The 17551-nt window shown below is 61.9% G+C and carries 26 protein-coding genes; 24 read left to right on the forward strand and 2 right to left on the reverse strand.

All coding sequences use genetic code 11. From position 1 onward, the window contains the following. From rpmC to KG722_RS07405, 22 genes are all read left to right on the forward strand, one after another. Positions 1–198, forward strand: a complete 198-nt coding sequence (rpmC, locus tag KG722_RS07300) for a 50S ribosomal protein L29 (RefSeq protein ID WP_213271088.1) — start codon at positions 1–3, stop codon at positions 196–198. Between the two features lie 11 nt (positions 199–209). Next, complete coding sequence (gene rpsQ / locus KG722_RS07305; protein WP_213271089.1) at positions 210–455, forward strand: 30S ribosomal protein S17; 246 nt, start codon at positions 210–212, stop codon at positions 453–455. Further along, positions 452–820, forward strand: coding sequence for a 50S ribosomal protein L14 (gene rplN / locus KG722_RS07310; protein ID WP_213271090.1), 369 nt, complete (start codon positions 452–454; stop codon positions 818–820). Before rpsQ ends, rplN begins: the two co-directional genes overlap by 4 nt. A 2-nt stretch (positions 821–822) precedes the next feature. Then, on the forward strand, positions 823–1140 hold the full coding sequence (gene rplX, locus KG722_RS07315) for a 50S ribosomal protein L24 (protein WP_213271091.1): 318 nt from the start codon (positions 823–825) through the stop codon (positions 1138–1140). Then, entirely contained in the window at positions 1133–1687 is a 555-nt protein-coding gene (gene rplE / locus KG722_RS07320; RefSeq protein WP_213271092.1) for a 50S ribosomal protein L5, read from the forward strand. Before rplX ends, rplE begins: the two co-directional genes overlap by 8 nt. 19 nt (positions 1688–1706) lie before the next feature. After that, positions 1707–2012, forward strand: a complete 306-nt coding sequence (gene rpsN, locus KG722_RS07325; protein ID WP_213271093.1) for a 30S ribosomal protein S14 — start codon at positions 1707–1709, stop codon at positions 2010–2012. 16 nt (positions 2013–2028) lie between these two features. After that, a complete protein-coding gene (gene rpsH, locus KG722_RS07330) occupies positions 2029–2424 on the forward strand; it encodes a 30S ribosomal protein S8 (protein ID WP_213271094.1) in 396 nt (131 codons plus the stop codon). A gap of 12 nt (positions 2425–2436) precedes the next feature. Continuing rightward, positions 2437–3048, forward strand: a complete 612-nt coding sequence (gene rplF, locus KG722_RS07335; RefSeq protein ID WP_213271095.1) for a 50S ribosomal protein L6 — start codon at positions 2437–2439, stop codon at positions 3046–3048. Positions 3049–3052: 4 nt separating this feature from the next. Beyond that, entirely contained in the window at positions 3053–3415 is a 363-nt protein-coding gene (gene rplR / locus KG722_RS07340; RefSeq protein ID WP_213271096.1) for a 50S ribosomal protein L18, read from the forward strand. Positions 3416–3428: 13 nt separating this feature from the next. Further along, positions 3429–4031, forward strand: a complete 603-nt coding sequence (rpsE, locus tag KG722_RS07345; RefSeq protein WP_213271097.1) for a 30S ribosomal protein S5 — start codon at positions 3429–3431, stop codon at positions 4029–4031. Positions 4032–4043: 12 nt separating this feature from the next. Continuing rightward, positions 4044–4229, forward strand: coding sequence for a 50S ribosomal protein L30 (gene rpmD / locus KG722_RS07350; protein WP_213271098.1), 186 nt, complete (start codon positions 4044–4046; stop codon positions 4227–4229). 49 nt (positions 4230–4278) lie between these two features. Further along, complete coding sequence (rplO, locus tag KG722_RS07355; RefSeq protein ID WP_213271099.1) at positions 4279–4758, forward strand: 50S ribosomal protein L15; 480 nt, start codon at positions 4279–4281, stop codon at positions 4756–4758. 89 nt (positions 4759–4847) lie between these two features. Next, positions 4848–6203, forward strand: a complete 1356-nt coding sequence (gene secY, locus KG722_RS07360; protein WP_366910189.1) for a preprotein translocase subunit SecY — start codon at positions 4848–4850, stop codon at positions 6201–6203. After that, positions 6200–6769: an adenylate kinase gene (locus KG722_RS07365; protein ID WP_213271100.1), complete on the forward strand. Its 570-nt coding sequence runs from the start codon at positions 6200–6202 to the stop codon at positions 6767–6769. Before secY ends, KG722_RS07365 begins: the two co-directional genes overlap by 4 nt. Positions 6770–6917: 148 nt before the next feature. Beyond that, the gene (gene rpsM, locus KG722_RS07370; RefSeq protein WP_213271101.1) at positions 6918–7286 is read left to right on the forward strand and encodes a 30S ribosomal protein S13; all 369 of its coding nucleotides are present in this window, start codon (positions 6918–6920) and stop codon (positions 7284–7286) included. 13 nt (positions 7287–7299) lie between these two features. Next, the gene (gene rpsK / locus KG722_RS07375) at positions 7300–7689 is read left to right on the forward strand and encodes a 30S ribosomal protein S11 (RefSeq protein WP_011647803.1); all 390 of its coding nucleotides are present in this window, start codon (positions 7300–7302) and stop codon (positions 7687–7689) included. 63 nt (positions 7690–7752) lie between these two features. After that, positions 7753–8772, forward strand: coding sequence for a DNA-directed RNA polymerase subunit alpha (locus KG722_RS07380; RefSeq protein ID WP_366910222.1), 1020 nt, complete (start codon positions 7753–7755; stop codon positions 8770–8772). Between the two features lie 44 nt (positions 8773–8816). Then, positions 8817–9239, forward strand: a complete 423-nt coding sequence (gene rplQ / locus KG722_RS07385; protein ID WP_213271103.1) for a 50S ribosomal protein L17 — start codon at positions 8817–8819, stop codon at positions 9237–9239. A 511-nt stretch (positions 9240–9750) separates the two neighbouring features. Then, complete coding sequence (locus KG722_RS07390; protein ID WP_213271104.1) at positions 9751–10962, forward strand: RtcB family protein; 1212 nt, start codon at positions 9751–9753, stop codon at positions 10960–10962. Between the two features lie 310 nt (positions 10963–11272). Beyond that, positions 11273–12337 (forward strand): hypothetical protein, encoded by a 1065-nt coding sequence (locus KG722_RS07395; protein ID WP_213271105.1) that lies wholly within the window; start codon positions 11273–11275, stop codon positions 12335–12337. A gap of 101 nt (positions 12338–12438) precedes the next feature. Then, on the forward strand, positions 12439–13035 hold the full coding sequence (locus KG722_RS07400; RefSeq protein WP_213271106.1) for an HD domain-containing protein: 597 nt from the start codon (positions 12439–12441) through the stop codon (positions 13033–13035). 15 nt (positions 13036–13050) lie between these two features. Then, positions 13051–13275: a hypothetical protein gene (locus KG722_RS07405; protein ID WP_213271107.1), complete on the forward strand. Its 225-nt coding sequence runs from the start codon at positions 13051–13053 to the stop codon at positions 13273–13275. A gap of 128 nt (positions 13276–13403) precedes the next feature. Here KG722_RS07405 and KG722_RS07410 read toward each other — a convergent pair whose 3' ends face one another. Beyond that, a complete protein-coding gene (locus KG722_RS07410) occupies positions 13404–14324 on the reverse strand; it encodes an SDR family NAD(P)-dependent oxidoreductase (RefSeq protein ID WP_213271108.1) in 921 nt (306 codons plus the stop codon). Between the two features lie 142 nt (positions 14325–14466). On the opposite strand from KG722_RS07410, the gene KG722_RS07415 reads away from it, so the two are divergent. Next, positions 14467–14832, forward strand: a complete 366-nt coding sequence (locus KG722_RS07415; RefSeq protein ID WP_213271109.1) for a VOC family protein — start codon at positions 14467–14469, stop codon at positions 14830–14832. 64 nt (positions 14833–14896) lie between these two features. Here KG722_RS07415 and KG722_RS07420 read toward each other — a convergent pair whose 3' ends face one another. After that, positions 14897–16378, reverse strand: a complete 1482-nt coding sequence (locus KG722_RS07420; RefSeq protein ID WP_213271110.1) for a peptidase S10 — start codon at positions 16376–16378, stop codon at positions 14897–14899. 334 nt (positions 16379–16712) lie between these two features. Between KG722_RS07420 and KG722_RS07425 the strand changes: the two genes are divergently transcribed. Further along, positions 16713–17546, forward strand: a complete 834-nt coding sequence (locus tag KG722_RS07425) for a hypothetical protein (protein ID WP_213271111.1) — start codon at positions 16713–16715, stop codon at positions 17544–17546. The last annotated feature ends 5 nt before the right edge of the window (positions 17547–17551 follow it).

Consider the following 17551-nt stretch of genomic DNA (forward strand, 5'->3'; position numbering starts at 1 on the left):
ATGAACGCCGCTGATGTACGCGCCAAGAGCGCCGATCAACTCAACGACGAGCTGATCAAGCTCAAGAAAGAACAGTTCAATCTGCGCTTCCAGGCAGCCACGGGCCAGCTGGAGAAGACGGGCCGGGTAACCGAAGTTCGTCGCGACATCGCTCGGATCAAGACGATCCTGCGCGAGAAGGCCCAGGCAGGCAAGTAAGGAGACCGAGCATGCCCAAACGTATTATGAAAGGCGTTGTTGTCTCCGCCAAGCAGGACAAGACCGCCATTGTCCGTGTCGAACGTACCTTCACGCACCCGATGCTGAAGAAGATCGTCCGGAAAACCAACAAGTACCACGCCCATGACGAGAACAACGTCGCGGTCGAGGGCCAGATTGTAGCCATCCGCGAGTGCGCGCCGAAGTCCAAACTGAAGCGCTGGGAACTCGTTTCCGATGAAGGGAGTGACGCATGATCCAGATGCAAAGCCACCTGCGGGTCGCCGATAATTCTGGCGCGCGCCGCGTGATGTGCATCAAGGTGCTCGGTGGCGCAGGCCGCCGTTACGCCTCGGTGGGCGATGTGATCGTGGTCTCCATCAAGGAAGCCATTCCGACCGGCCGCGTGAAGAAAGGTGACGTCCGCAAGGCTGTCGTCGTTCGCGTCGCCAAGGACATCAACCGTGCTGATGGTTCGACGATCCGCTTCGACAGCAATGCTGCCGTTCTGATCAACAACAATGGCGAGCCGATCGGCACACGCGTCTTTGGCCCTGTTCCGCGCGAACTGCGCGCCAAGAACCAGGTCAAGATCGCCAACATGGCCCCGGAGGTCCTGTAGTCATGGCTGCAAAGATCAAGAAGGGTGACACGGTCATCGTGATCACGGGCAAGGACAAGGGCACCAAGGGCGAAGTCCTGAAGGTGATCCCGGACGAGAGCCGCGTTCTCGTTCGCGGCGTGAACCTTGTGAAACGCCACCAGAAGCCGAGCCAGATGGATCCCGGCGGCCTGAAGACATTCGAGGCGCCGATTCACGTGTCCAACGTGGCTCTCGCCGATCCGCGCGATGGCAAGGCTGTCCGCGTCGGCTTCAAGATTGACCAGCATGGCCGCAAGACGCGCTTTGCGAAACGCTCAGGGGAATCGATCGATGTCTGAGGCATATGAACCCCGCCTCAAGCGGAAGTACCGGGAAGAGATCCGGGCGAAGCTGCAGGAACAGTTCAATTATTCGAACCCGATGAAGGTTCCGAAGCTCGACAAGGTCGTGATCAACATGGGTGTTGGCGAAGCCGTCAACGACTCCAAGAAGATCAAGTCGGCCCTGGCTGAGCTGGAGCGCATCGCGGGTCAGAAACCGGTTGCCACCAAGGCCCGCAAGTCGATCGCCGGCTTCAAGGTCCGCGAAGGCATGCTGATCGGTGCGAAGGTCACCCTGCGCCGCGATCAGATGTACGAATTCCTTGACCGTCTCACGACGATCGCTCTTCCGCGCGTGAAAGACTTCCGTGGTCTGAACGGCAAGAGCTTCGACGGCCAGGGCAACTACGCCATGGGCCTCAAGGAGCACATCGTGTTCCCTGAAATCAATTATGACGAGGTGGAAGAGATGCGCGGGATGGATATCATCGTGTGCACGACCGCCGAGACGACCGAAGAAGCCAAAGCACTCCTCGCCGAGTGTGGCTTCCCGTTCCGGAACTAGCGCCAGGAGATCTGCTGACATGGCAAAGAAGAGCGCAATCGAGAAGAACAATAAGCGGAAGGCTCTGGCCGCCCGTTACGCGGCCAAGCGCGCACAGCTCAAGGCGGCTGCGATGGATGAAAACCTGTCGCTGGAGGAGCGCTTCAAGGCGCGTCTCAAGCTCGCTGAACTGCCGCGCAATTCGGCCCAGAACCGTGTTCGCAACCGTTGCGAGATCACAGGCCGTCCGCGTGCGTTCTATCGTAAACTGAAGATGTCGCGTATCGCGCTTCGTGAGTATGGCTCACGCGGTCAGGTTCCCGGCCTTGTAAAGTCCAGCTGGTAAGAGAGGAGGGAAGCACATGAACATTTCCGATCCCCTCGGCGATATGCTCACCCGGATCCGCAACGCGCAGATGCGCGGCATGTCGAAAGTGACGTCGCCGGCATCCAAGCTTCGGGCCCGTGTTCTCGACGTCCTTACGGACGAGGGATACATCCGGGGTTACGCCGAGATCGAGAAGAGCGGTCACAAGACCCTCGAGATCGAACTCAAGTATTATGAAGGCCAGCCGGTCATCTCCGAGATCAAACGTGTCTCGAAGCCTGGCCGCCGGGTCTATTCGTCCGTCACGGACATTCCGCTGGTGCGTAACGGCCTCGGCATTTCCATCCTGTCTACGTCTCAGGGTGTGATGTCGGACAATGCCGCGCGCGCCAAGAATGTCGGCGGCGAAGTTCTGTGCCGCGTATTCTAGGAGGCAGGTCCCATGTCCCGTATTGGTAAGCTTGCGATCCCCGTTCCGGCCGGTGCGACTGTCACCGTCGCCGGCCAGACGATCAAGGTCAAAGGCCCGAAGGGTGAGCTTGAGCTCGTCCTGCCGGAAGTCATCACCCCGAAGCTCGACAATAACGAGCTCTCGGTAAACCCGCGCGCTGACCTGATCCAGGCAGCCAACGATGTCATCGAAGCCGAGACGGCAAAAGGCAAGCGTCCTCCGACGTTCGCACAGTCGCTCTCGCAGGATGCGCGTACCCAGTGGGGAACTGCCCGTGCCCGCGCCGCCAATATGGTGGAAGGTGTCACGAAGGGTTACTCCAAGACGCTCGAACTCGTCGGCGTTGGTTACCGTGCCCAGATGCAGGGCGTCGATCTGAAGCTCGCGCTCGGCTATTCGCATGATGTGATCTACAAGGCGCCGCAGGGCATCAAGATCGAAGTTCCGAAGCCGACGGAAATCATCATTTCGGGCGCTGACAAACAGGCCGTTGGCCAGGTCGCGGCCGAGATCAAGAAGTTCCGTCCGCCAGAGCCGTACAAAGGCAAGGGTGTTCGCCTGCAGGGCGAGTATGTCCGCCGCAAAGAAGGCAAGAAGAAGTAACGCCATGAAGACGTCACGCGAAAAGTTGCAACGCCGCGCCCAGCGCGTCCGCACCAAGCTCCGCCGGGTCGCCGAAGGCCGTCCGCGCCTTTCGGTGTCGCGCAGCCACAAGAACATCTCGGTGCAGATCATCGACGACGAGAAGGGCATCACGCTCGCTTCGGCTTCGACGCTCGAGAAAGAAGTTATTGCCGGCGCCAAAAGCAGCGGCAACGTCGAAGCAGCAGCCCTGGTGGGCAAGGCAATTGCCGAGCGCGCGAAGAAGGCTGGCGTCGAAGATGTTGTCTTTGATCGCGGTGGCTACATGTTCCACGGCCGGGTGAAAGCCTTGGCAGATGCCGCCCGTGAGGGCGGCCTGAAATTCTGAAGGAGTTTGCCTGATGGCTGAGGAAAGAGGTGAGAAAAGAGGCCGCCGCCGCGACCGCGAGAATCCGCGTGATCGTGACGATGAAGCCTCCGAACTCGTCGACAAGCTGGTTGGTATCAACCGCGTCGCGAAAACCGTGAAAGGCGGCAAGAACTTCGGTTTTGCTGCGCTCGTGGTTGTCGGTGACCAGAAGGGCCGTGCCGGCTTCGGCAAGGGCAAGGCCCGTGAGGTTCCTGAAGCCATCCGCAAGGCGACCGAGGAAGCCAAGCGCAACCTGGTTCGCATCCCGCTCCGTGAAGGCCGCACCCTGCATCATGACGGCAATGGCCGTCACGGCGCTGGCAAGGTCGTCCTGCGGGCAGCCCCTCCCGGTACCGGCGTGATCGCCGGTGGTCCGATGCGTGCTGTCATGGAAGTCCTGGGCGTTCAGGATGTCGTCGGCAAGTCGCTCGGTTCGTCCAACCCCTACAACATGGTGCGTGCCACCTTTGATGCCCTGAAAGGTCAGGCCAACCCGCGTACGGTTGCCTCCAAGCGCGGCCTCAAAGTCCAGGATATCGTTGGCCGCCGCACCGATGGCGCTTCCGAAGCCGGCATGGCCGACTCGGTGAACTGATAGGAGACCCTCATGTCCCAGAAGAAAGTCACCGTACGCCAGGTTGGCAGCCCCATCGGCCGCAAGCCGGACCAGCGCCAGACCCTTCAGGGTCTTGGCCTGAACAAGGTCGGCCGCACCAGCGAGCTGGAAGACACTCCGGCTGTGCGCGGCATGATCCGCAAGGTATCCCATCTCGTGGAAGTGGTCGGCGAATAAGCCTCACTGGCTGCCGGCCCATTTCCTCCGCTTATCGAAAGCTACTGCCATGAAACTCAATGAACTTTCTCCCGCCGATGGCTCCACCAAGAAGCGCATGCGCGTTGGTCGCGGCGTTGGCTCGGGCAAGGGCAAGACGGCCGGCCGCGGCGTGAAAGGCCAGAACGCACGTTCGGGCGTGGCCGTGAACGGCTTCGAAGGCGGTCAGATGCCGATCTACATGCGTCTTCCCAAGCGTGGCTTCACGTCGCCCGGTTCAAAGAAGATGTCCTGGGTCAACCTTGGCCGTATCGCCAAGGCGATCGAGGCAGGCCAGCTCGACGCGGCCAACGTCACCGAGGAAACCCTGGTTGCCTCCGGCGTTGTCCGCAATGCCCGCGATGGCATCCGCCTGCTGGCCAAGGGCGAGGCCCCCAAGAAACTGAACATCACTGTCACCGGCGCCTCGAAGGCAGCTGTGGAAGCGGTGCAAAAGGCTGGCGGATCGGTCACGGTCACCGGCGCTTCGAAAGACGCTGCTGAAGAATAATACGGGGTTCTTGCTCAACCCCTCTTCACAAATCCTGTGTCGCCGCCGATCTTGGCGGCGAACGCTTTTCAGGGAGGCTCGTGCGGCCGATGGCGAATGCTACGGAACAAATGGCTCGCAACCTCAACTTTGCGACCTTTGCGAAAGCCAAAGACCTACAGGCGCGGATCCTTTTCACGCTCGGTATTCTGGTCCTGTACCGTTTAGGGACATTCATCCCGATCCCGGGCCTCGACCCCTCGCAATACGCAGCGCTGTTTGACGCCCAGTCGAGTGGCATTCTCGGCTCCATGAACATGTTTGCCGGCGGCGCCGTCGAACGCATGGGTGTCTTTGCGCTCAACGTGATGCCCTACATCACGGCCTCGATCATCATCCAGATGATGACGTCGGTGTCTCCCACCCTTGAAAAGCTCAAGAAGGAAGGGGAGGCAGGCCGCAAGCAGATCAACCAGTACACCCGCTATCTCACGCTGGCGTTTGCCCTGGTTCAGGCCTTCGCGATTGCCGGCGGCCTCGTGGCCGTGCGCCTGGAGGGCATCTCCTCCTGGTTCTTCATCCTCACCGGCGTCGTCACGCTGACAGGCGGCACCATGCTGCTGATGTGGATGGGCGAGCAGATCACCGCCCGCGGCATCGGCAACGGCATCTCGCTGATCATCTTCGCCGGCATCGTCGCGGAGCTTCCGCGCGCCATCTACAACCTCGTGGCCCAGGCCCGGACCACATCGGTGGATATCGGCTTCATCCTCGCGATTGTCGTCATGGTGCTCGCCCTGGTCGTCTTCATCGTGTTCATCGAACGCTCGCAGCGCCGCCTGATCATCCATTATCCCAAGCGCCAGCAGGCACAGGGCTTCGCTCAGGGCCAGAAAAGCTTCCTGCCGCTGAAGATCAACACCTCGGGCGTCATCCCGGCCATCTTCGCCACAGCGCTTCTGATGCTGCCGCTCACGGCTGTCGGCTTCCTGGGCGGCAATCCTGCAGATGCCGAGACCACCGGCATGACGGGCGTCCTGGGCTGGCTGGCGACGAATTTCGCGCCCGGTTCCTGGACCTACATCATCACCTATGCCGTTCTGGTGGCGTTCTTTGCCTTCTTCTACACCTCGATCATGTTCAATCCGCAGGAAACCGCGGACAATCTGCGCAAGTATGGCGGCTTCATTCCCGGCATCCGTCCGGGTTCCAACACGGCCGCCTATATCGACTATGTGCTGACCCGCCTGACGACGATTGGTGCCCTCTACCTCGTCTTCATCTGCATCCTGCCGGAGTTGCTGCGTCGATATTTCCCTCAGATTCCGTTTTACATCGGGGGCACGTCTCTGCTCATTGTAGTTTCGGTGACCATGGATACTGTCACGCAGATCCAGTCACATCTGATCGCCCACCAGTATGAGGGGATGATCAAGAAGTCGAAACTCGGGGGCAAGAAGAAGTGAACCTGATACTTTTCGGTCCGCCGGCTGCGGGCAAGGGCACTCAGGCCAAGCGACTGGTTGAGCAGCGCGGCTTTGTGCAGCTTTCTACAGGCGACATGCTGCGCGCCGCCCGGGCTTCGGGCTCCGAACTGGGACAGCGCGTGGCAAAGATCATGGATGAGGGCGGCCTTGTCTCCGACGAGATCGTGATTGACCTGATTGCCGAGCAGCTGACGCTTCAGGCCGGCGCGCCGGGGTTCATTTTTGACGGGTTCCCGCGTACGATGGGTCAGGCCGAGGCGCTTGATGCCTTGCTTGAGTCGCGCGGCGCAGAAGTCGATCTGGTCATCCGCATGATCGTGGACGACACACGGCTCCTGGAACGGGTCACCAAACGCTTCGAGGAGCAGGGAAGGGCGGACGACAACCCCGCCACCTTCTCGCGCCGCCTGGAGCGTTACTATGAAGATACCGCGCCTCTCGTACCCCTGTACGCAGAGCGTGGCGTACTGGTCGAAATCGATGGAATGGGCACAATTGACACTGTGTCCGGGGAAATCGATGCGGCCCTGAAACAATCCGCGTGAACGGCGCAGTTCTGCTGTTGACGGGGAGAAAACCGTGGCTATAAGCCTCAAAACTTAGCTTCAGGCTTAACCGCCGGTGCGCGCGACGGGCGTTATTCCCGCTTGGCGCGCATTTCATGTTTTAAAACCCGCTTGAGGAGAAACGGCTTTGGCCCGTATTGCAGGCGTAAACATTCCGACTAACAAGCGCGTCGAAATCGCGCTGCGCTATATTCATGGCATCGGCCCGGCATTCTCCAGGGAAATTTGCGAGAAGGTCGGCGTTGAGCCGTCGCGCCGCGTGAACCAGCTGACGGACGCAGAGGTCATCAAGATCCGCGAAACCATCGATGCCGGTTACATGGTTGAGGGTGACCTCCGCCGTGACACCTCGATGAACATCAAGCGTCTCATGGACCTTGGTTGCTATCGCGGCCTGCGTCACCGCAAGAAGCTCCCGGTACGCGGTCAGCGTACGCACACGAACGCACGGACCCGCAAGGGCCCTGCGAAGCCGATCGCCGGCAAGAAGAAATAGGATCTGACGCCCCATGGCCCGCGAAGCTACCCGTATCCGCCGCCGGGAACGCAAGAACATTACCTCTGGTATTGTTCATGTGAACTCGAGCTTCAACAACACGATGGTCACCATCACCGACGCTCAGGGCAACACCATTTCCTGGTCGTCCTCGGGCGTGATGAACTTCAAGGGCTCGCGCAAGTCGACCCCTTACGCCGCCCAGATGGCGGCTGAAGACGCCGCCAAGAAGGCGAAAGAGCACGGCCTGCAGACGGTTGAAGTGCGCGTGCGGGGTCCCGGTTCGGGCCGTGAGAGCGCGCTGCGTGCCCTTCAGGCTGCCGGCCTCACCGTGACGGCGATCAACGATACGACGCCGATCCCGCACAACGGATGCCGCCCGCCCAAGCGCCGCCGCGTCTAAAGAATACTTCCGGCAGCGCCTTTCGGCGCTGCTGTCCTTTTCGAGGAACCCTGAATGACCACTGTGAATGACCGTAACTGGAAAGTGCTGATCCGTCCGAACCGTCCTGTCGTCCAGGCCGGATACGACGCGAAGCGCAAAGCAAAGCTCGTGGTCGAGCCTCTGGAGCGTGGCTACGGCACGACGCTCGGCAACGCGCTGCGCCGCGTTCTTCTCTCGTCGCTGCAGGGCGCTGCCATCATCGGCGTCCAGATCGACGGCGTTGTCCACGAATTCTCCGCCATCCCCGGCGTGCGGGAAGACGTCACGACGATCGTTCTCAACCTCAAGCAGGTTGCGATCTTCATGGAGTCCGACACGCCCAAGCGGATGGTTCTGCGCGCCAAGGGCCCCGGCGAAATCAAGGCCGGCCAGATCGAAACCCCCGGCGATGTGAAAATCCTCAACCCCGACCTCGTGATCTGCACGCTGGACGGCGGTTCGGAAGTCCGCATGGAATTCACCGTTGCCACCGGCAAGGGCTATGTCGCCGCTGAAGGCCACCGTCCCGAAGACGCTCCGATCGGTTACATCCCGATCGATGCGATCTATTCGCCGGTCCGCCGCGTCGGCTACCAGGTCGAAGACACCCGTGAAGGCACCGTCCTCGACTATGACAAGCTGACCCTCGACATCGAAACCGATGGCTCGCTCTCCCCGGAAGACTCGGTGGCCTATGCTGCCCGCATCCTCCAGGACCAGCTCCAGCTCTTCATCAACTTTGAAGAGCCCACGCTCGACACCGGCGGCTCGGCAGACGAAACGGATCTGGGCTTCAACCCGGTCCTGCTCAAGAAAGTCGACGAGCTCGAACTCTCCGTTCGCTCGGCCAACTGCCTCAAGAACGACAACATCGTTTACATCGGCGACCTCATCCAGAAGTCCGAGGCGGAAATGCTCCGTACCCCGAACTTCGGCCGCAAGTCGCTCAACGAGATCAAGGAAGTTCTCGCCGGCATGGGCCTGCATCTCGGCATGGAAGTGCCGGACTGGCCGCCTGAGGACATCGAAGGTCTCGCCAAGAAATACGACGATCACATCTAGCCCAGGAAATACCGGGGCCTGACCACCTCGGAAGGAACGTAGCCATGCGCCACCAGATTGCCCACCGCAAGCTCAACAAGACGGCCTCGCACCGCAAGGCGATGTTCGCCAACATGGCTGCCAGCCTGATCGAGCACGAACAGATCGTCACCACCCTGCCGAAGGCCAAGGAAATGGCCCCGCTGATGGACAAGCTCGTCAGCCTGGCAAAGAAGGGCGATCTTGCGTCCCGCCGTGCGGCCCTCTCGAAGGTCCGTAACGAAACGGCTGTCCGCAAGCTGTTCGACGTCTTCGGCGAGCGCTACAAGGACCGCAACGGTGGCTATACCCGCGTTCTGAAGGCCGGTTTCCGTCCGGGCGACAACGCCCCGATCGCCGTGCTCGAACTGGTCGACCGTGACGAATCGGCAAAAGGCGCCGCCGACAAGGCCCGCCACGCTGCCGAGCTGGAAGCTGCAGACAACTAGTCTTCGTCCCGATCTTTTCCGATCGCGTTCATCACGCCCTGGAGCCCCGCTCCGGGGCGTTTTGCATTTGCCCACCTCTCTAGGGGAGCGGAGACGTGCGGTCCCGGAGCAGCCGCTCGCCGCTGCCGGACGCGTCGTGAACTGAACCTTCCGGGAAATTATTTTCTGTAAGCAGATCAAAAGGCTTCGGACAAATCCGTCCGGGGCGTTGATTTTTCCCTTGACGCCCGGGCAGCTCACATTCATACGGCGCCTCCATTCAGCAACGGAGCCCGCAGATGACCTGCCGGTATTTGGATCAGCCAAGGAAAGACGTCGCCCCTGAGCGGGCGAACGGCCGATTCCGCATGGAGGTTGCTGGATAGGGACTGCTGATCAGTCCCGGGGCCCGAAAGGGTCTTGTGCCCGCCCTCCGCGCGTTTCGCCCGGAGGGTTTTTTATTGCTTGGAATCCGAAGGGGCCGCGCGGAGGGCTTGAAAAGGAGGGGCTTCCGGAGGGAAGCTGAAACACGATGAGCGAGTTTGAAGTATTCGAGACCTTCGCCGGTGGCCGCATCAAGGCCTGGGTGAAAGGCGTGGAGGTGGAAGACGGCGCGCGCGCACAGCTGGAAAACGTTGCCGGCCTGCCATTCGTGCATTCGCACCTGGCCGTGATGCCGGATGTTCACTTTGGCCGCGGCGCCACGGTGGGCTCGGTCATCCCGACCAGGGGCGCGATCATTCCGGCGGCGGTCGGCGTCGACATCGGCTGCGGCATGATGGCGATCCGCACCAGCCTCACCGCCAATGACCTGCCTGACAGCCTTTCGGCTGTCCGTGCAGAGATCGAACGCAAGGTGCCGGTTGGAAACGGTCCGGGGGGAAACCATAAGGAAACCCCGGCGCGCGCCGCCACGGCCCTGCGCAATTCGGGCCTGCATGAGCGTCTCGACAAGGTGCTGGCAAAACACAGGCGCATCCAGCGCACGATGTTTGCCAAACAGCTCGGCACGCTGGGCGGGGGCAACCATTTCGTCGAGCTTTGCCTTGATGAAGAGGCCCGCCTCTGGGTGATGCTCCATTCCGGCTCGCGCGGAACGGGCAATATCCTTGGCACCTATTTCATCCAGGAAGCCCGCCAGGCCCTGGAAAAGCGGGTGCTCGGCTATCATGTGCCGGACAAGGACCTCGCCTTCTTCGTGGAAGGAGAGCCCCTGTTCGAGGACTATATCGAAGCGGTCGGCTGGGCGCAGGACTATGCGCGCCTCAACCGGGAAGTGATGATGGACCGTGTACTGATGGCCATGCGGGATGTGCTTGCGCCCTTCACGCTGGGCAAGTCGGCGGTGAACTGCCACCATAATTATGTGGAGCGGGAACACCATTTCGGCGCCGATGTCTGGGTCACCCGAAAGGGCGCCGTGCGCGCCCGGAAGGATGAGCTCGGCATCATTCCGGGCTCGATGGGGGCAAAATCCTTCATCGTGCGCGGGAAGGGCAATCCGGACGCCTTCTGCTCCTGCTCGCACGGGGCAGGGCGCTCGATGAGCCGCGCGGAGGCCAAGCGCCGATTTACTCTTGAGGACCACCTCGCCGCAACCGCCGGCGTGGAGTGCCGCAAGGATGAAGGCGTGATCGACGAAACGCCGATGGCCTACAAGGACATCGACGCTGTCATGGCGGCGCAGACAGATCTTGTTGACGTGGTTCACACCCTCAAACAGGTCGTCTGCATCAAGGGCTGAAGCGCGAAAGCGCTTCAGCCACCTGGCCGCTCCTATTTTTTGAATTGACAAAATGTCGCAACCCTGACACTAGGCCGACCTCGTCATCTGGAAACAAATCCGTAACCGGAGGAAGTTTTTCAGTGGCATCAAACCGGAAGACACCATGAAGCAGAGTATCAAGACCCATACCTGCTCTTCGCCTCGCCGGGGAGCGCCGTCTGCGGCCCCCGCGCGTTTGCCGGTGGCCTGGCTGATCTCGCACAGTTGATCTGATCCTTGCCTTGCGCGCAAAAGATGCGCCCACGGCATATTGAGAAGGAGGTGGATCATGGGCACGCCCATGACCCTGCCGGTGCTCCTGGCCGATGGCCGGGCGCCGCCGGTCACGCCCCTCATGGCCTTTCTGGCCGGGGCACATGCCGATCTGGCTGGCCGCATCTGGCCTGCGCCGCATGAGGAATTCCTCCTGCTGCCGGCCGCGCGGCGTCATGCTGCCATCCTCCTCGCCTTGCGGAGCGGATACAGCGCGCAGCGTCTGCAATGGCTCGCCGCCCGTGCGCGGGATGGGGAGCTCGCCGCAGAAATCTTCGGCGATCATCCGCCCGGCGGCGCGATGAAGGCCCTCGGCCGTATGGGGGAAATCCTCTGGGCGGGCGAGGCTTATCCGGTCTTCATCGATCTCTTCCGGGATGAGGCCGCCCGCCAGCTCATCCGTCACATGCCGGCGCTTCATCCGGAGGTTCTTGCCATTGTCAGCCTGCTGCCGGTCCGGCTGCGCCTGGCAAATGTGGTCAGCCTTCTGGGAACGGAGCGTCTGGCGGCGGCAGATCTTGCAGCTGCCTATGCCATGGCCCTGCGCGTGCGGGGTGAGGCGGCCGCAGGCGACATCGCCCAGCGTTTCGGCCGGGCGAAGACCTGGGCCGGGCTGTTCGAGGCCGCCGTTCAGGTCGTCCAGCCGCTTGTGCTGGCGCCGGTGGTTCCGCCCCCGGACCTGCCCGAGCCCTTCGTCCCGGTGCGGCGTTTCGAGATGCTGTCGAAAACCGCGCTCGAATTCCGCAACTGCCTGCGCGACTATGCGGCAGACCTTGCCTCGGGCCGCATGGCGGTCTGGATCTGGCGGGGGGAAGGCGGCCCGGCGGCGATTGCCCTGCGGCGCGATGCGGCGGGCTGGCGCCTCGCCGAAGCCCGCGGCCGGGACAATGCCGAGCTGCCCGATGCGGCTCTGATGGAGGTTGTTGCCGCTGTCCGCGCCGCCGGGGTACGCACCGGCGAAGCCTGGGCGATCCTCTACCGGCGGCTGGAAGACCGGGTGCATGAAGACCCCGCCGCCCGCCCGGCAGAAGGCCCGCCCAGCTGGCGGCAGCAACTCTGCCTTGGCTATCTCTGGGACTGAGGAAAGCGGGGAAGCGCCTGGCGTCCGGGCCCGGGGCTTCCCTTGCTTTGCAGCCGCCCCGATCCGGGTTAGTCTCCCTTAAGGGAACAGGAGGAACCATCATGGCCGACGGACAAGACACTGAAATACGGGCAAAATTCCGCGAAATGCTGGAAGGCTCCAAGGATGACTGGGACATCATCGCGGAGCATTCGCGCCACTTCAACAAGGGCCTCGCTGCCCGCGTCATCAACCATCTGAAACTGCTGGACGGAGACTTCGGCGGCTTCCCGGTCGACCGGCTGACCCACTCCCTGCAGACCGCCACCCGCGCCCACCGCGATGGCCGCGACGAGGAATATGTTGTCTGCGCCCTGTTGCATGACATCGGCGACACGCTCGGCAGCTACAACCACCCCGATGTCGCCGCCGCGATCCTCAAGCCTTTCGTCTCGGACGCCAACCACTGGATGGTTGCCAATCACGGCATGTTCCAGGGTTATTATTTCTTCCACCATCTGGGCCTTGACCGGAATATGCGTGAGCAGCACCGGGACAATCCCTACTTTGAGCATTGCGCCCAGTTCTGCCATCTCTACGACCAGTCCGCCTTCGATCCGGAGTATGAGAGCGAGCCGCTCGAATTCTTCGTGCCGATGGTCGAGCGCGTCTTCTCGCGCCCGAAAAACTCGATGTATCTGCGCAAGGCAGAAGAATAGGATCGGTGGGCGGCCATGCTGAAGCTTCTGGTATTCGTGGCGCTGGTGCTGGCCGTCCTGTATTTCTTCACCTGGGCAAACCGCCGCCCGCCGGGAGACTGGCGGCGCGATGGGGAAGATGACGGCCCGCTCACGCCCACAGGCCGTATAGGCCTTGATGATGACACGCGCCCGCCATCTGCGCCCGCCCCCGAGCATGAGCTGGAAGACGCCGGCACAAGCCGCCGCCAGGACAGCTAGCGCCGCCCCTCCGAGCATCGGGAGATCATCTGCCCACGCCCTTTGCCCAAAGAGAAAGGGCGCCGGCGGGCCCCCTTACGGAAACCAGCCAGCGCCCTTCGATCTCTACACTGTAAACCTTGCGAGGCTTACTTCGCAGCTGCGGCGGCAACTGCCGAGAAGATGTTCTGCCCATGCTCGCCGCCGGCCTTGAAGGCCGGGCGGGTGGTGTTCACGTCGGTGATCTGGTCCCATTTGGCGGCAACGGCTTCCACCGTCAGCGCCTCGCCCTGGCCCACGAACACGCCGGCCGTTTCCACGATCCGCGCCATCGAGAACGCGCCTGCGCCCGCTGACAGGATCATGCCGGTCGGCGCCTCCTCCTTCACGAGGTTGAGCACGCCCGGCGTCACATATTCCGGCTTCAGCGCTTCGAGCATCGCTTCGGACATGATGTCCTCGGTCATCCGCGTCGCGGCGATCGGGCAGACGGCGTTGATCTTGATGTCGTTCTTAGCCCCTTCGATCTTCAGTGTGTTCATCATGCCCACCACGCCGAGTTTCGCGGCGCCATAATTGGCCTGGCCAAAGTTGCCATAGAGACCGGTGGAGGAGGTGGTGACAACGATCCGGCCGTAATTCTGCGCCTTCATGATGTCCCAGGCGGCGTGGATCGGAAGGAAGCTGCCGCGCAGGTGAACGGCGAGCACAAGGTCGATGTCCTCGACGCTCATCTTGGAGAAGGAGCGGTCGCGCAGGATGCCGGCGTTGGCGATGAGGATGTCGATCCGGCCCCATTTGGCCATCGTGTCGTCGATCATGCGCTTGACGCCGTCAACGTCGGATACCGAGGAGCCATTGGCGATGGCTTCGCCGCCGAAGGCTTCGATTTCGGCCACAACAGCCTTCGCCGCGTCCGAGCTGCCGCCCGAACCATCGCGCGAGCCGCCCAGATCGTTGACAACGACCTTTGCGCCGCGGCGGGCAAGTTCAAGCGCGTGAGCGCGGCCAAGGCCGCCGCCAGCGCCGGTCACAATGGCTACGCGGCCGTCAAAACGGATCTCGGACATGGGTATCTCCCTGTAAACGGTGGTCCTGATTTGGCGGTGTCACACCAGACGTTCACGTCAACGTCAAGCATGTCCGCTGCGTCACCCCTTGCCGCAGGCGCTGCGGCATGATTGCTGGCGCCCTGCGATATGGGAGGAAACTATGCTCGCTTACCTGACCCTCGGAACCAATGACAAGGAAAAGGCCTTCGCCTTTTACGACGCCGTGCTGGGCGAAATGGGCGCCAAGCGCTTCTTCGCAAACGACCGCCTGCAATTCTACGGCGTCGCCCCCGGCCAGCCGATGTTCGCCATCGGCACCCCCTATGAAGGCGCCGCCACCGCCGGCAATGGCGTGATGCCCGCCATCGCCGTGGCCGACAAGGAAACCGTCGACAAGGTCTACGCCAAGGCCCGCGAGCTTGGCGCGCCCTGCGAAGGCGAACCTGGCCAGCGCATGCCCACCTTCTACGGCGCCTATTTCCGCGATCCCGACGGCAACAAGATCTGCGTCTGCAAGCTCGGTTAATTCCGTTTCAGGCCGGACACTCAAAAGCCCTCCGGCGCAAGCCGGAGGGCTTTTTCCTTGGCACTCACTCCGGCCGCTGATCCTCCAGCGCCCCGGCATAAAACGCCCGCAGGTCTGCCGCGATCGCGTCCAGCGCAGGCTCGTTCAGATACATCATGTGCCCGGCCTGATAGTAGGTCATCGCCACCCGCTCCTGCGGAATGCCATAGCGGCCAAAGGTGATCTCCGCGTCGAAGAAGGGCGTGATCATGTCGAAATAGCCGTTGGCCACCCAGGCCCTCAGGGCCGTGTTCCGGCGCATGGCGGTGGAGAGCTGCCGCCCGGCATTCACATAGCTCGGCTCCCAGTATTCCCCCTCAGCGGCGTTGCGGAAGTTCCAGCCATTGCCCGCCGCCTCGCTGGAAACGATATAGGGCCGGTCCATGCGCACGCCGAGATCCCGGTAGAGATAGTCGTTGAGCAGGGAGGTATACGCCGACTCGATGAAATAGCTCGACGCGTCGGCCTCAGGCACCTCGGCCACATCATCGGCCTCATCCCCGGCATAGCGCCCGTCCAGCCGCCCGATGGCAAGGCCCTCCTCGCGCAGCAATTCCTTCTGAAAACGCGGCATCAGGATGCGCAGGTCAGAGCGCTCAACATATTCTGCCGAAAGCCCGGTGAAATAGACCAGCCGCTCCCGGATGCGCGCGCGTTCCTGCGGAGAGAGCTGCGCGCCTTTCCAAAGCGCCGGGCCATATTCATCGCGCGCAAAGGCGCGGGCATCGCTCAGAAACTCTGCCTGCGGAACGCCTTGTCCGGCCTTGCCATGATACTGCGCCGCTGCTGCCATGCTCGGCAGGTAGGTGACATAGGAATAGACGTTATCATGCACCGAGGTTGAGCCCTCATAGTCGAGCGCCTGGGAAATCAGCACCAGCCCGTTGAGCGAAATGTCCACTTCGCCCGTCGCCATCCGGTGGGCAAGGTAAGCCGCCCGCGTGGTGCCAAAGCTTTCCCCGATCAGATATTTTGGCGCGTTCCAGCGCTGGTTCTTGGTGATCCATATACGGATGAATTCCGCAATCGAGCTGCCATCGCCTTCCTCGCTCCAATAGTCCTTGTCCACGCCCTTGCCCACGGCGCGGCTATAGCCGGTGCCGACCGGATCAATGAACACAAGGTCGGTCACGTCCAGGAGGGACAGCGGATTGTCCAGCATCACATAGGGCGCGGCGCCATCGTCGCTGTCAGCATCGCTCGCCACCTGAACGCGCTTGGGGCCGAGCAGGCCAAGGTGCAGCCAGACAGAGGCAGAGCCGGGCCCGCCATTGAACACGAAGGAAACCGGCCGCGGCCCGCGCGCATTCTCGCGGATATAGGAAATGGTGAAGAGGCTCGCGGCCGGCTCGCCATCCTTGCCGGGAATATGCGTCTCGCCCGCCTCCACGCGGTAGGTCATCTTCTGCCCGCCAAACGTTCCGGAATGCGTGCTGGTAAACATCACCGGCTCGGGCACCGGCTTGGCGGCGGCTTCTTCCTTGGTCGCGGCTCTTCTCCTGCGCAACGGCAAAGCCGGGCAGGGCGGCGCCCAGAACCAGCGCCATCAACAATCCCCGTAATTTCATGGTCAGCCCTCAGCCCTTTAAAGCCCATCCCGCCGGTTCGCATGCGTGCGGACAGGCGCTTGATATCAAAGGCAAAAGCTATTGCCCGTTTCCGGGGCCGTCAAATCCTTCAGCCGCGCTGGCGGGCTGGCAATAATAACCGTCCTACGCGCCATAGTATCCATTTCCTCTTTCCATTGCCGCCGAATTGGTGGGTATGTAAAAAAGGCTTTATGGCGCCCACACCACGCTGATCGCCCTCGGGGAAAAGCTCGTGATCCGGGAGGAAGAGGAATGCGAACAAAAGCCGGCCTAGCTGCGCTCCTGCTCACGTCCTGTTCTGGTGAGGCTGCCGAGCCTGTCCTCGAGGCATGTGAGCAAGACCTGGCCGATACCAAGATAGGCCTTGTGGCCAAGATCCGCGTCGACGGACATCCGCGAACCGTCCTCTTGGATACAGGGATAAATGGGTTGGTAGTCAGCGATCAGGACTTTCTGGCGCCTCCTGCCGAAACGCATGAAGGGGAGGCCCTACAGCAAACAGTTCTGCCAAGGACCGTGACCCTCCAAGGGTGCCCTTCTGAAATCGAGGTGCCTGCCATTTCATCAAGGAAGATGCCGGACGGGATGCTGGCCTCTTCCAATGCCTTGATGAACCCCGATGTGCTGGCACGCGGCCATCTCGTCACCCTGAAGATCGGCGAGAAGAAGCTCAGCATCCAGCCACTTGAAAGGGGGACGGAGTCTTGTGCAGCCCACCGGGAAGATCCGTCCCATATTCCCGTGATGGACCGCTACACGATGCGGGTCGAAGACCACCAAGGCGTCATGCACACCGCGATCCTTGATACGGGTACAGGTGTATCAGTCTTCAGGACAGAATTGCTTGATCCGACGGCTCCCAAGATCCGGAGCGGCAAGCTCTTGACCCTGTCCGGGATTGTCGATGCCGATCTTTATGGCGGTCAGAAGGTCGTGCTCGGAGGCAAGCATGCCTTGGAAGCGGACGTACTGATTGCCGACGTCCCATTCCCTTCGGATATCGGCGGCTTTGTCGGGCTCAACATGCTCGGCGCTTGCGACGTCGCCTTCTGCGGGGATGCCACTTGGCTCGCCTGCGAGGGGTAGTCCCC

It is taken from the genome of Hyphomonas sp. (genome assembly GCF_018402285.1).
Classification (GTDB): domain Bacteria; phylum Pseudomonadota; class Alphaproteobacteria; order Caulobacterales; family Hyphomonadaceae; genus Hyphomonas.